The organism is Kamptonema formosum PCC 6407 (genome assembly GCF_000332155.1).
In the GTDB taxonomy this organism is placed as follows: Bacteria; Cyanobacteriota; Cyanobacteriia; order Cyanobacteriales; family Microcoleaceae; genus Kamptonema; species Kamptonema formosum.
Genome location: NZ_KB235904.1, coordinates 791,777 through 805,540, shown reverse-complemented (window position 1 = coordinate 805,540; position 13,764 = coordinate 791,777). Strand labels below are relative to the sequence as shown.

Below are 13,764 nucleotides of genomic sequence, written 5' to 3'. Positions count from 1 at the left end.
ATTGGGATTTATTCGCCTAAAACAACTGGAATTTGGGGGAGTTTTTGGACAACTTTAGATGCTGACAAAATCTCAAATCGCACGATTTCACCATCATAGCCAAGGTCTAAAATTACACCTGGGTAAACTTCATCACTTTCTTTAATCCGACTTTCTCGCATTGTAATTGTCAGTGAATCTGTTTCGGGATCGTAAGCTACTTTCATAACTAAAGTCCTCTCAAGTATCTGTGAATCTGCGAAGTTTTGTACAGCGTACAAACTACTATCTCTGTTGAAGTTTCTTCTACTACAATTCGCATTAGCATTTCCTACTGTAAATTTGTATCAAAGTACCGCTTCATAAAGATTTGTCGTGCAGATTGATTGCTATTAACGATAAATTCAGGCGTTTGCAGTGTTAGATCAGCTTCTTGTCGGCTAATTTCACGAGTTGCGAGGTTTTGCAGCGCGTGAACTGTCCACCTAATAGGTTTCACCTATCCTCCCGATTATTTCAATTTATTTCACCCACACTGTTTTAATGTTAACAAATTCGTGAATTCCTTGGACGCTCAATTCGCGACCGTAACCGGAACGTTTAATCCCACCAAATGGCAATCTGAGGTCAGATTTGACTAAACCGTTAATAAATACCGATCCGGCTTCTAGTTCGGAAATAAAGCGATCGCTTTCTGTTTTTTCCGCCGTCCAAGCTGATGCTCCTAAACCGAAAGATGTGCTATTTGCTAACTCAATAGCTTCGTCAATTCCAGATACCCGGAATACTAAAGCTACTGGGCCGAAAAATTCCTCAAGGCGGGCGGGAGAATCCGCAGGAATTTCTGCTAAAATGGTAGGCTGATAGAAATTTCCTGGTTGCTCAGATAAAGCGCGACCACCAGTCAAGAGTTTGGCTCCCGACTGAATGCAAGCTTGTACTTGAGTGTCTAATTCTTGGAGAATATTTGGGGTTGCTAAAGGGCCAATATCTGTGTCTGGAAGCATGGGATCGCCAATTTTTAAAGCCTCCATTTTGGCGACAAAATGTTTGAGAAATTCGTCGGCGATCGCGTCTGCCAAAATAAAGCGTTTTGCGGCAATACAAGACTGACCGTTATTGATCGTCCTGGCGGTGACAGCAGTTGACGCGGCAGCGGCGATATCGGCACTCGGCATTACAATATACGGGTCACTTCCCCCCAATTCCAGCACTGTTTTCTTCAAACTTTTTCCCGCCGCTGCTGCTAAACTTGCACCCGCTGGTTCGCTTCCTGTCAGGGTTGCTGCTTTAACGCGATCGTCAGTAACAATATTTGCTACTTTATCGGCACCAACTAGCAAGGTTTGAAACACTCCGGGGGGAAAACCCGCTTCTGTAAAGATTTCTTCGATAGTTAAGGCGCACTGTGGTACGTTAGAAGCGTGTTTGAGTAAGCCAACATTGCCGGCCATGAGTGCGGGTGCAGCAAAGCGGAAAACCTGCCAAAATGGGAAGTTCCAAGGCATGACGGCCAAAATGGGGCCGAGGGGTTGGTAGCGGACAAAACTTTGGCTAGCGTCGGTTTTTGCTGGTGCGTCGGCGAGAAATTGGGGCGCATTTTCAGCGTAATAACGACAACCTAAAGCCGATTTTTCGACTTCTGCGATCGCAGATTTTAAAGTTTTACCCATTTCCAGGGTCATAATTTTGGCAAATTTTTCGCGATCGCGTTCCAAAATATCCGCAGTTGCCTGCATCCACTTCGCTTTTTGTTCAAATGGCAGGCGGCGGTATTTGCTAAATGCCTGCTGTGCTAATTCCAGCTTAGCTTCAATTTCTGCATCCGAGTCGGGTGCATAAGTTTTGAGTGTTTCCCCCGTTGTGGGGTTAATTGTCGCAATAGCCATTGCTTCATCTCCTTTGCAAAAAAGATGCAAAAACCCCCTCTAAGCTTTGATTTAGGCGGGGGTGGTACTTGAGTAAATCTAAGATTTTCATTTGCGGCTGGTGCCGTATCTTCCTCAATGCGATCGAGCTTAAAGCTCTCAAACTTTAATTATATCTTGTTTAGAAGCGATCGCCAGCATTTTTTATTTTTTCTGAGGGTCAGTGCGATCGGACAACAGATTCCCAGACCCTTTAATAATGGCGATTGAAATCGCTACTACACGCACAAAGTCCGCCTACGCGGACTAAAGAATAAAGGGTTATTTAAGTCGGATTTGGTATAAGAGATGCCTCAACATCTATTAGTCCGCGTAGGCGGACTTTGTTTGTGTAGCTGCGGTTTCAACCGCCGGACTTTATTTTTGTAACTCAAGCCGATGTTTGCTCAAAATAATTCTGACCATAAGATTGATAATAATACCTGCTTCCCTTATCCCCATTCGCCACCATTCCCAACAAGGGAATCCCCGCCATTTTCAAATCTTCTAAGGCCAAAAGTAAGGCCTCTCGCTCAGTTTGATTCAATCCCACCACCAACATTAACCCATTAGTATGAGCACCCAACAAATTCGCATCCGCTAAACCCAAAAGCGGCGGAGTATCGTAAATAATCAAGTCGAATTTACTTGACAAATTCTCCATTAAATGTTGCATTTTCCGAGACGAAAGCAACTTAGTGGGATCGGGGAAAAATGGGCCAGAGGTTAACACAAATAAATTATCCTCTCTTGGCGATTGTACCATCACCTCCTCTACCTCCAAATCCTCAGTAATTACACTACTTAAACCCTTCCAATTTGGCAAGCATAACATTTCATGCACCTGCGGCCGCCGTAAATCAGCATCTACCAATAACACCCGCTGACCCATCGCCGCCGCCGCCATTGCCAGATTTACCGCTACAGTAGACTTACCATCTGCAACTTGACAAGATGTAATTGCACAAGACCGAATGGGACTGTCAACATTCAACAACCGAATATTAGCATTCAACGATCTAAAAGCTTCCTGAAACGCATTTGTAGGAGTAGGCGGATTTTCCAAATCAATCGCCGCAGTCTCAGCAGAAGGAAGCCGCAAAACTTTATCGCTAACAGGAATTACCCCTAACAAAGGCAATTGTAAAGTATATTTAGCTTCTTCCGGCGTGTGGAAAACCTTATGTTGAAACCGTTCCGCCAACTGCGCTAAAAGCATCCCCAAAAGCAATCCTGCAACTCCGCCTACAGCCAAATTTAAAGGCATATTGGGAGAAACTGGTATCAACTCCCCATTTTGATAACGAGGAATTTCTGGCTTAGCAATCACATCCCAAGCCACATCTTTCACACCCACAGCTTCAAGTTGTAAAGCTTGTTGTTTGGCTAATAAACCATTGAGCGTATTATTACTGGTTTCTAAATCCCGCTGCAAATCAGCATAGCGGCGAAGCACCACAGGAAATACTTGCGCGTATTGACTTAACTGTTTTTCCGCTTGTTCGAGAACCTGATTGCGTACTCCTAATACCTGAATTTGATTAGCAGTATTCACCAATTCCTCGATTAATTTCATCCGCACAGAATCCTGAAAAGCCAAAACTTGTGGATTAACTTTACCTAAGTCAGTACCCAAAACTCGCTCAGCTTCTTGTCGTAACAAAGGTAGCAAATTTTTGCGCTGCTCTAACATCGATTGCATTTGCGGACTTTCTTGAGTATAAGTAGCTAAATTAATCGCAATATTTGCTTCTAATTGTTGCAATTGAGTCAGTAAAGCTTGATAGCGAGGTGCTTGGGTAAGTGCAGATGCCATTAATGCTTGTCTTTGATCTAATCCTAGCTGTGCTTCCAGGTTCTTGTAGAGTAATTCCTGTTGATTTTTCTGCGTTTGAGTGTCCAACCTCTGAGTTTGAAGTTGACTCATTTGCTGAGCAAGTTGTTGAGTTTGGATTTGAGGATCGATAAAATTATATTGTTGCCGTAGTTTTTGTAATTCTGCTTGTGCGCCGTCGATTCGTTTCCTCAACGGTGGAATTTGGGATTGAATAAAATCAGAGCTTTTACGGATATCTGTTTTGCCATCTTGCAGGCTGTAACGGCGATAGCCTTCAACAACTTTATCCAAAACAAATTGGATTTTTTTGGGGTCAGTATCGCGATAACGTACTTCTAAGATTTTGGTGTTATTAAGGCGTTTAATCGAGAGTTTGTCTTCTCCCAATTGGACGTTTTCAGTAGTTTTTCCAAACAGAGTTTTATAGTCAATATCGGGATACTTGGTTTGCAGTTGTTTAATAATCGGAGACATGACTTGGGGACTCTGCAAAACCTGAATCTGAGAGTTATAATCAAAGCCAGACTTTTCTTGATTGACGGGTGCGGCTGGTTGTAGCTTCAGCTCTCCCGAGTAAATTTTTGCTAAGGTGTTTTCAGTAATTACAGGTTCTACTAATAGCTGAAACTTACCTTCATATTCATTTGTTTGGGTTAAAGTCCAGCTAAAAGCTGCCGTAGTTAGTGCTGCTGTCACTCCCACAATTAAAATAGCTCTGCGTCGAAAGACATCCCAGATACTCGTCTGTTCTATTTCAGTTTTATCTTGCTGTTTGTAAAACTCGTCTGGATAAAGGACGGAATTTAATTTTGGCTGTGCTGCTTGTGTTTTCTTAGAATTAATTACTATTAATTGTGAATTTGGTTCTGGCTTCATTTTGCACCTACAACTTTTTAAGGGGATTTTAGATTGTTAGTCAGATTGTTGGTTAGTCTTGCAATAGTTCGCGGTTTTGAGCTTTGGAATTTGACTGAGATTAGTAAATTAAATTTTATTTTTGGCTCATCGAAATAAATCGAAAACTCTGAGAATTCCTAAAAATGGACTAAAAGGAGCTATAGTTCCCCCTACTCTATCTGAGAATGCCGCACGACCGGAGCGTTTTACCATAATTACGTCATTACTACGAAGCAAAGGATTAGTTTCTTCATTCACCGCCGCCTCAAAATTAATAGAGATAGTCCGCCGGGAAACAGTACCGTTGGGATTCAATCTAATTAATTCTACTGAACTCATATCGGCTCGTGCTTTATTAAATCCTCCGGCTGCTAATAAGGCTTGATTTAAAGAAGTGCTCGGCGGGACAGCAATAGCTCCTGGTCTGATCGCTTCCCCAACTATGCTAATATTAATTGTATCTGGAGAGAAGCTAGAATTTCCCACTTCTGCATTTTCAATGGAGTTTGTATTATCTGCTTTCGGGACGATAATAGTATCTCCTTGTTGCAGCATTACGTCTTGGGTTATATCTCCCGCCTGTAATAGTTCCCAAAGATTAACACTAATCGTTTGTTCCGTGCCGGCGCGGGTGATGCGGCGAACTTGAATCTGGCGAATGTCGGCTTGTTGGGTAATGCCTCCTGCTAGTTTAATTGCTTTAGTAACAGTGCTTGGCCCGCTAGTGTCTGGTGGAGGTTCGTTTGAGCTGAGCAGTGTTTGATTTCCATTAGCCTCGATAGCTGTGATTTGATTAGTTTGAATATCTCTACCTAGAGTGTAAGTACCGGGACGGGCCACTTCACCGACTACTGCAATATTAATAGCTTCATTACTTTCTGAGGAAAAATTTGCATTTGCTAAAGTGCGGTTTTCCTCGCGGTTAATATCAGTGACAGTGGGGATATAAATAGCGTCTCCATCTCGTAAGGTAATATCACTACGTAAGTCACCACTCTGCAATAATTCCCAAAGGTTGACATTAATAATTTGTTCTGGCCCGCCGCGTTGAGGCCGACGGATTTTGATTTGGCGAACGTCGGCGGAGGGGGTAATACCGCCGGCCATTTTTAGGGCCCGCGTGACTGTTGGGAGTTGGGTTCCTACTTGCTCTGCGAAGCCACCGGGGCCAGATGAGGGGGATACTGTATAGGAACCGGGACGGTGAACTTCGCCGGCAATGGCGATTTGTAGAGGTCGCGGGGCCAGCAATTTCAGGGTAATTACCGGCCGTCTGAGGTATTTGCCATATCGCTGTTTAATCTCGTCAGCAGCTTGTTCTAAGGTCATGCCTTGAACGCCGAGGTTGCCAATTAAGGGGAGGCTGAGAGTACCGTCGGCAAGGATTTGGTGCTGACCGTTGGGGCCGCTGTATTCGGGGACGTTAAAAATGTCAATTTGAATGCGATCGCCTGCTCCTAAAGTGTATGCTTCAGAGGTTTGGATGGCTGACTGTACGGGAATGGGAAATGGTGCCGGTGCAGGAACGGGCAAAGGAGGGGGGGGTGGTGGCAACTGGGCTACACTAGGAGAAGATGCGGTCGCTGCCATCAGAGTTGATGCTGTTAAACTTTTGACGATATTAATTATTTGATTAGTTATCATCGCGATCGCCTTTAGCTTTTAGCCTCATTTTGCCCTTCAAACTCAAATGTAACCTAACTCCTCTAGTTTGGTAAGAATTTTAAGAACACTTTCATCTATACTTTCCTCTGCTGTAGAGCAAATTATCTCAGGGTTGAGGGGTTCTTCGTAAGGGTCATCAATGCCAGTAAATCCCTTAATTTCGCCTGCTCTCGCCTTAGCGTACAACCCTTTTACATCTCGCGCTTCGCAGGTTTCCAGAGAAGCTTTTACATATACTTCAACAAAGTTAGGTTCCATTACGCGAATCTCGTCGCGTACCACTCTGTAAGGACTAATGGCTGCGGTAATTGCCACAACTCCATTGCGCGACAAAAGATGAGCTACGAATCCAATTCGGCGAATATTAGTATCGCGGTCTTCTCTGCTAAAACCTAATCCTTTTGACAGATGCGTTCTGACAACATCGCCATCCAATATTTCTACTTTACAACCTCTGGCTTTTAGTTCTGGTTCTACAGCTTTACTAATTGTTGTTTTTCCTGAACCGCTGAGTCCAGTAAACCACAAGATGAAACCTTTTTTTGTCATTGTTATAAATAGGAGCTAGGGGCTAGGGACTAGGGGCTAGGGAAGAAGGGAAGAAGGGGCTAGAGGCTAGGGGCTAGGGGCTAGGGAATAAGGGGCGATGCGTGCCTAAGTCCTAATTTTAGTAACAACAACTAACAACTAACAACCAACAACCAACAACTAACAATTAACAACTAACAATTAACAACTCACAACTAACCAATTTCAGGATAAAGCAGAATTTTATAAGTATCTGCTGTGGGTTTAACTGCCAGTTCTACAGCTTTGCTCAAGTCTTGCAGAGGATAGCGATCGCTAATTAAAGCATCAACGTCAATCCGCTTATTAAATACTATATCAGCAGACAGAGATTGTAACCGAAAAGATGAACTATAACTGCCCATCAAATCAATCTCTCGGCGATAGAGTACATTGGGATTAATCGGAATTTCCACCTCGTCAGGAAACTCAGCAAAAAATAGAATTTTCCCGCCTTTGCGGGTACAGTCAAGAGCTTGAAAAAAGGCTTTTTCGCTCGGCACTGCTAAAATACTGGTATCAACACCCATCCCACCAGTAAGCACCCCGATCTTAGCTTGTAAATCGGGATCTCGCGCGTCAAAAGCTGCTTCTGCACCTACACTCAAAGCTTTTTCAATGCGAGAGGGCAATAAGTCAGTAGCGATCGCTCTTCCTCCGAAATACTTCACTAGCATAACAAACATTAACCCAATTGGCCCAGCTCCCACCACTAACACCGTTTGTCCGGGGGCAACTTGAGCTTTTTTAACTGCTTTCAGACAGCAGTTAGTCGGTTCTACAAAACTAGCTTGTTCAAAAGTAACACTTTCTGGTATAGGAATTAAACCACCATTGCGAACAATGTGGCCTGGTACTTTCACATATTCGGCAAAACCGCCGCCACTGGGTGCAAAACCCGCAGTTGTCGTGATATTTTTATAGGTTTCGCACATGGAAAAGTTCTCATTAAGGCAGTAGTCGCAGTGCATACAGGGTATGTGGTGCATGACGACTACTCGCTGGCCTACTTGCCAACCGGTGACGCGATCGCCTACCTTAGCAATTACACCCGCAGTTTCGTGTCCAAAAATGCGCGGCGGTTCGTAGAGAGGATAGCGAATTTTTTTTATGTCCGATTGGCATAATCCCACAACTTGTACTTGTACAAGCACCTCATCAGTTTCGATTTCAGGTACGGGAATTTCTTCGTAGCTTAGCTGATTGACACCCCGGAACACTTGTGCTTTCATATTTTTTCCTTTATTGCCCAGCGATATTTAGAATTTAACACTAATAGGACTTATGCTACTCAAAAGCGATATTCTTTTTTTAAATCATTCTTCTACCGCTAATAATCAGATTATTTATTGTAACCAATAGTCCGGACAGTTTTTAAGCAGCCAGAGTACCATAAGACAAGACTGAGGGGAGGTTAGGATGATTTAAAATCAAGTCCTTGTCTAAATCTAACTTGCTAATAAATGTATAAAGTAGATGCCGATTGAATTCCAGGCGTTTATAGGAGGCCATTGAAAACACGAATGGATGGGCAGACAAGTGGCGATTAGAGGCTTCATATTTGGCTAAATTTAAGGCCGCTAGGCTGGCATTAAAATGAAAATCAAGCCGTTGGCTATTCACAGATTGACAATCGGACAAACCAGTAAATTGTTTGGCATCCCGAAAAATGAATTCAATTTGAAAACGAGCTTGATAATACTCAAGTATTTGCTCAGCCTTGAGATTGATATCGGTACTAAACAATAAAACATTTTTGGTTTTACCGTTAGCTTGAAGCTCAGATATACAAGCCAAACGGATTTTGCATTTTAAGCAACAACTCCATACTAATAATGAATAAAGCTTAACTCCTGGCTTAATTTCTTTGACGAAAGTTAGATTTTTCAAATTATTGCAGTCAACTTTACCATCATATTTACGAGGAGCGCCGAATTTATTCCTTGCTCCGGTATAGAGGTAATTCAGGTTGGCATCAACCCTTAATCTACTAATCAAATTGAGATCTGACTCCCGAACAGCATCCCAAAATTTAGCGCGGTAATAATAGCCATCAGCCACCAAATAACGTACAGATTCTGGCAACAAAGAACGAGTATTTTTAAATGCTTTGCATAGTCGTCAACTCTTGTTATATCAGGTGTTAAGGTTTCAGATACCTGTTTTACTCCGTTTTTTTAAGTTTCTTTTCCGAGTAAAAATTAGGGAGTTTTTCGGTGGTTCTGTGGTCGGACGCGAAAGAGTTTGTTGCACGCTTAAACTATAGGAAATATGAGTTTCAATTTCGACAACAGAAATCACAGAAATTTCTAATCCTTGTTCAGCTTTTCCCGCAATACCATTATAAAAATAACCTTTTCCCTCAGTATGTTTACCACTTTTTCTCAAAAAAGAACAATCAATAACGGCAATAATTGTGCGTTCAGGATTCAAGGCTTTTTTAATAAAATATTTAGAGAATTGCTCCCAGTCAAACTTTTTTAAAAAATGCCGCCGATAAGTTTTTTCATTGGCAGGACTATAGCGGCCCAGATTGGTGAAGTTCACTTTGCCATAAACCAGCACGATTGTGGAAAGTAAAGTCATTATAAACTTTTTTTGGGCTTGACTCACCCCGGACATTTGTTGTAAGATGGATTCAATAATGTTCATAAGGCAGTCTGTTAAGCTCAGTTTTTTTAAGCTTAACCTAAAGAGTGTCTTTTTTTCTGCCTTTGAGATTCAAATTTTACTTACTTTTTTGTGGACGGGCGATCGCGTCTCTACTCCAAAACTGTCCGGAGTATTGTTGTAACTAGAGGGACATAAATAAACGCTATAACTTGTAGGGTGGGCGCTCGCCGACTAAAAATATTGTAACTTATAACTAAAGATGGTTGGCGGCGAGCGCCACCTTAAAACTGCCAATTACCAATTACCAATTACCAATTACCAATTACCAATGAATGAACTAAACGCTGATATATTAGTAGTTGGCGGTGGCACAGGTGGCACTGCGGCAGCAGTACAAGCCGCCAGCCGAGGAGCAAAAACTATCTTAATTAGTGAATTTCCTTGGTTAGGAGGAATGCTCACGACAGCAGGCGTATCCGCACCAGATGGTAACGAATTAGCAGCTTTTCAAACTGGTTTATGGGGTGCATTTCTTAAAAAGCTTCAACAACAACCTGGAGGCTTAGATCGTGCCTGGGTCAGCTTTTTTACTTACGATCCTCGCATTGGTGCTGAAATTTTTGCAGACTGGGTGAAACAACTACCAAACTTATATTGGATTGCTGGACAAACACCCCAAGAAGTGTTAAAAAAAGGCCATAAAATTGTCGGCGTTCGCTTTGAAGATTTTACCGTCCACGCTCAAATCACTCTCGATGCAACCGAGTTAGGAGACTTACTAGCAATAGGCGAAATTCCCTATCGATGGGGTTGGGAATTTCAAGCTGAATGGGGAGAACCTAGTGCTCCAATTGCTCCTAATATTCTAACAGAAACCTATCCCGTACAAGCCCCTACTTGGGTTGTGATTATGGAAGATTTCGGCGCAGATGCGATTGCGCCAGAAATTCCTGCGCCACCGATAGATAATCCCAGTCAATTTGTAGATGCTTGGGATAACTATGGCCCAGAGAAGTTTCTCAATTATGGCCGACTACCTGGCAATCGATTTATGATTAATTGGCCAATACGAGGGAATGACTATGGAGAAGGAGTTAACCGTTTAATAGAATCGGAATCATCGAGGCGCGAATTTCTCCAAGAAAGTCTATGGCATACCCAAAGTTTTGCCCGTTTTATTCAAAATCAATTAGGTCGCCGCTACGGTTTAGCAGAGGATATTTTTCCCACTTTCAAAATGGTAAAATCGCAAGATGGGGAAATTTTTACCGATCGCCAATCACCAATTACCAATTACCAATCACCAATTACCAATTCTGCCTTTGCACTGCATCCTTACTATCGAGAAAGTCGGCGTTTGCAAGGATTAGATACAATTAAGGAACAGGATATTTTGCCGATCGCTTCTGGAAATGCCGCTTCTTTACCAGTTAATGCTAACGGAGAATGCCTAGCGATCGCGATCGCCAATTACGCCAACGATCACCACTACACCAGTGGCAATATCCCCCTACAACCTAAATCTCTCCGTTGGGGCGGTCGTTGGACGGGAACGCCCTTTACGATACCTTATACTTGCCTAATTCCGACTGAAACAGACGGCTTGCTTACGTGCGAAAAAAATATATCTGTTTCTCACATAGCTAACGGCGCAACCCGCCTGCAACCCGCAGTTATGGGCATTGGACAAGCCGCAGGGATGGCCGCCGCACTATGTATAGAAAGAGGTATTGAGCCCAGAGAATTGCCCGTGAGGGTGCTACAAGAGGCGCTATTACAAGATCCGATCGCTCCCGCCGCGATCGTTCCCCTCTTTAATTTGACACCTAATCACCCAGATTGGCTCTATTGGCAACGCTACTACCTCGATCGCCCCGCAGAGTATCCAGCTAGTGGAAATTGCCCTTGTAAGGGGAGCGGGGGGGCGGGGGAGGCGGGGGGGCTCTTGAGCGGGGGAGCTCTTGAGCGGGGGAGCTCTTGAGCGGGGGAGCTCTTGAGCGGGGGAGAGGGGGAGCGGGGGAGAGGAAGAGGCTTTTTCCCCAATTACCAATTACCAATTACCAATTAACAATTACCAATTACTAATTACCAATTACCAATTCTCAGGAATTTTCCATCGCCGTAGCGAACAGGACTATGAACTGGCGATCGCATCTCCTCCAGCTTTAGCTGGTCAAACTTGGAGACTTGTCACTTTAGACCCTGAAGTTGATAGCTTCTTACAAACTTACGAAAGCAAGAAACCTCTCACCGTTTGCGGAAGACTTAACTTTGCCGGCCATTGGCTGCTGATAGAATCCGCAGTAATCTAATGGAGAGCAATTAGTTGAATATGACCGCATCAAATTAAGGAACACCGACGCTGTAAGGCTTTTTTTAGTAGAGATTGGTATTGCTTGTTATTGATGATGTAAGAGCCAAATCTTTCTAGGTGGGGGTTGGTCATCTGCGCGTCAAAGAGGACAAAAGAGCGATCGCGCAGCCGTTCTACTAATTTCACCATCGCTACTTTTGAGCCTTCGGGAATCCTGTAGAACATAGATTCACCAATGAATGCGCCGCCGATGACAATTCCCAGAATACCGCCTGCGAGTTCATCCCCTTGCCAAGTCTCGAAGCTGTAGGCCCAGCCTGCTTGGTTGAGAGCGTGGTAAATTTCCTTGAGTTGCGGGGAAATCCAGGTTTCCTCGCGGTTGGCGCAACCTTCAACTACGGCCTTAAAGTCGCGGTTAACGGCGGTGGTGAAGCGATTTTGATTGAGGGAACGGCGGAGCGATCGCGGATAGGTAAAGCGCTCATCTAAAGGAATTAGCGATCGCTCTCTGCTGGAATACCAATTTAAACTATCTTCACCTTCATTTGCCATCAGGAAATAGCCGGCTGCATATCCGTGGATGATTGAGTCAATATCTAGCTGCATCGCCATTCACTGGTATAATTGATTATACGTTTCAGTAAGCTTATCTGTTTAACGTTGTCCTGTAGCTTGCAAAAGCGTTATGAAAAGTTTTGATGCTTGCCCGATGCTGGAGAGTACCTTAAGAAAACTTCTCGATAAAACTGAGAAAACTTGGGGTTACTTCCAAATAAAAAAGAGAGACAATGTTTATATTTTACACCTTGCGGGCAGCAACGAAGATATGCTGATCTTCACTCCTAGTGAGGCCGCTCACTTGTATCGCCTTTATTGGTACGGTCATCCCGATCCTTCAGTGTTTGTAGAAACAAAATCTACTAAACTTTTTGATAAATCTACTCGTTCTTATCAAAGACATAAAGATTATCAAGTTTGTTACAAACTCAACTCCAACCCAGCAATTACTGCTGTTAATAAAATGTTGGCAGAGTTGATTAAAGAGCAGATGACTCTCTTTTACGCTCAAATGACAGGGAAAGATGAAAAAATGCCGATTGTTACTTTAGCTGCACAATAGTTTGTTAATTGTTAACTGTTAACTGTTAACTGTTAATTGTACTCCTTTGTTACTCCTAACCCGATGGTTGCAGTCAATGTCTGAACCGATAAATGCGATTACCTTACCTCCTGCCAAAAATCCGCAGCAGGAAGGGGAATGGTTGCAAGAAACCTTGCAGATATGGCTTGATTCCGAGTTTCTACCAGAACCCGTTAATTACCAAATTGCCCAAAGAGCTGCCCAAATCTATGTCCGCCAGCGGATGGAGGGTGAGAATGATTTGGGTTCTCTGGTAATTGCGATCGTTACGGAAATGCGGGCCTTTGACTTTTCTAAGAGTTTTTATGGCGAATTTGCGATCGCCAATGCTGTCAGCGACCTACTCCTCGATAGTCTGGGAATCGATCGCTGCTGCGGACAATGAAAGAAAATGGGAAAAATAGGGAAGATGGGGAGTTTTGAGTTTTGAGTTAAAAAGCCAGCAATTCTCCCTTCCCCTCTTCCCAAGCCAAACTACCAGCTTGACTTGACAACACCTGGAAGAAGACCTTGGTGAGCCATTTCGCGAATGACGTGCCGAGATAAGCCGAAGTCCCGGTAATAACCTCTGGGTCGTCCCGTAGCCCAGCAGCGATTCCGCAAGCGAGTCGGACAACTGTTCCGGGGTAGTTGTTGAATTTGGCGATGGATAGCAACTTTCTCCATCTGCGAGCCTGCGACACGGAATTGCTCCTTGAGGTCTTCCCGCTGGGCGGCGTACTTATCTACGAGCTTCTGCCGTCTTTTTTCGCGCTCGATCATGCTCTTTTTAGCCATGAACTGTTCTGGTATCCCTAAATAAAGTCAGTATTTTCCATTCTATCGCAGTTATGGACTGCCTGCT

14 protein-coding genes are annotated in these 13,764 nt (G+C 43.6%); 3 read left to right on the top strand and 11 right to left on the bottom strand.

The window, feature by feature from the left end; all coding sequences use genetic code 11:
- Window positions 1–8: 8 nt before the first annotated feature.
- The 9 genes from OSCIL6407_RS0120485 to OSCIL6407_RS37245 form a co-directional block, all read right to left on the bottom strand.
- Window positions 9–206, bottom strand: a complete 198-nt coding sequence (locus OSCIL6407_RS0120485; RefSeq protein ID WP_007357323.1) for a DUF2283 domain-containing protein — start codon at window positions 204–206, stop codon at window positions 9–11.
- A gap of 104 nt (window positions 207–310) precedes the next feature.
- Window positions 311–478: a hypothetical protein gene (locus OSCIL6407_RS36325; protein ID WP_007357322.1), complete on the bottom strand. Its 168-nt coding sequence runs from the start codon at window positions 476–478 to the stop codon at window positions 311–313.
- A gap of 22 nt (window positions 479–500) precedes the next feature.
- Entirely contained in the window at window positions 501–1,868 is a 1,368-nt protein-coding gene (locus OSCIL6407_RS0120475) for an NAD-dependent succinate-semialdehyde dehydrogenase (RefSeq protein ID WP_007357321.1), read from the bottom strand.
- 409 nt (window positions 1,869–2,277) lie between these two features.
- Window positions 2,278–4,599, bottom strand: a complete 2,322-nt coding sequence (locus tag OSCIL6407_RS0120470; protein WP_019487610.1) for a GumC family protein — start codon at window positions 4,597–4,599, stop codon at window positions 2,278–2,280.
- Between the two features lie 126 nt (window positions 4,600–4,725).
- Window positions 4,726–6,264 (bottom strand): SLBB domain-containing protein, encoded by a 1,539-nt coding sequence (locus OSCIL6407_RS0120465; RefSeq protein WP_007357318.1) that lies wholly within the window; start codon window positions 6,262–6,264, stop codon window positions 4,726–4,728.
- A 42-nt stretch (window positions 6,265–6,306) separates the two neighbouring features.
- Window positions 6,307–6,834 carry an adenylyl-sulfate kinase gene (gene cysC / locus OSCIL6407_RS0120460; protein WP_007357317.1) on the bottom strand — a complete coding sequence of 176 codons (528 nt, stop codon included), beginning with the start codon at window positions 6,832–6,834 and terminating at the stop codon, window positions 6,307–6,309.
- 194 nt (window positions 6,835–7,028) lie between these two features.
- Window positions 7,029–8,084 carry a zinc-dependent dehydrogenase gene (locus OSCIL6407_RS0120455; RefSeq protein WP_007357406.1) on the bottom strand — a complete coding sequence of 352 codons (1,056 nt, stop codon included), beginning with the start codon at window positions 8,082–8,084 and terminating at the stop codon, window positions 7,029–7,031.
- A 142-nt stretch (window positions 8,085–8,226) separates the two neighbouring features.
- Window positions 8,227–8,940, bottom strand: coding sequence for a transposase (locus OSCIL6407_RS37250; RefSeq protein ID WP_019487609.1), 714 nt, complete (start codon window positions 8,938–8,940; stop codon window positions 8,227–8,229).
- 63 nt (window positions 8,941–9,003) lie between these two features.
- Window positions 9,004–9,504: a transposase gene (locus OSCIL6407_RS37245; RefSeq protein ID WP_019487608.1), complete on the bottom strand. Its 501-nt coding sequence runs from the start codon at window positions 9,502–9,504 to the stop codon at window positions 9,004–9,006.
- Window positions 9,505–9,793: 289 nt separating this feature from the next.
- Between OSCIL6407_RS37245 and OSCIL6407_RS0120440 the strand changes: the two genes are divergently transcribed.
- On the top strand, window positions 9,794–11,446 hold the full coding sequence (locus OSCIL6407_RS0120440; RefSeq protein ID WP_083893672.1) for an FAD-dependent oxidoreductase: 1,653 nt from the start codon (window positions 9,794–9,796) through the stop codon (window positions 11,444–11,446).
- A 360-nt stretch (window positions 11,447–11,806) separates the two neighbouring features.
- Here the strand turns inward: OSCIL6407_RS0120440 and aat are convergent, their stop codons facing one another.
- Window positions 11,807–12,385: a leucyl/phenylalanyl-tRNA--protein transferase gene (gene aat / locus OSCIL6407_RS0120435; RefSeq protein WP_026103797.1), complete on the bottom strand. Its 579-nt coding sequence runs from the start codon at window positions 12,383–12,385 to the stop codon at window positions 11,807–11,809.
- A gap of 79 nt (window positions 12,386–12,464) precedes the next feature.
- On the opposite strand from aat, the gene OSCIL6407_RS0120430 reads away from it, so the two are divergent.
- Window positions 12,465–12,899 (top strand): hypothetical protein, encoded by a 435-nt coding sequence (locus OSCIL6407_RS0120430; protein WP_007358439.1) that lies wholly within the window; start codon window positions 12,465–12,467, stop codon window positions 12,897–12,899.
- Window positions 12,900–12,975: 76 nt separating this feature from the next.
- On the top strand, window positions 12,976–13,305 hold the full coding sequence (locus OSCIL6407_RS0120425) for a hypothetical protein (protein ID WP_007358440.1): 330 nt from the start codon (window positions 12,976–12,978) through the stop codon (window positions 13,303–13,305).
- An 89-nt stretch (window positions 13,306–13,394) separates the two neighbouring features.
- Here the strand turns inward: OSCIL6407_RS0120425 and rpsN are convergent, their stop codons facing one another.
- Entirely contained in the window at window positions 13,395–13,697 is a 303-nt protein-coding gene (rpsN, locus tag OSCIL6407_RS0120420; RefSeq protein ID WP_007358441.1) for a 30S ribosomal protein S14, read from the bottom strand.
- Between the last annotated feature and the right edge of the window lie 67 nt (window positions 13,698–13,764).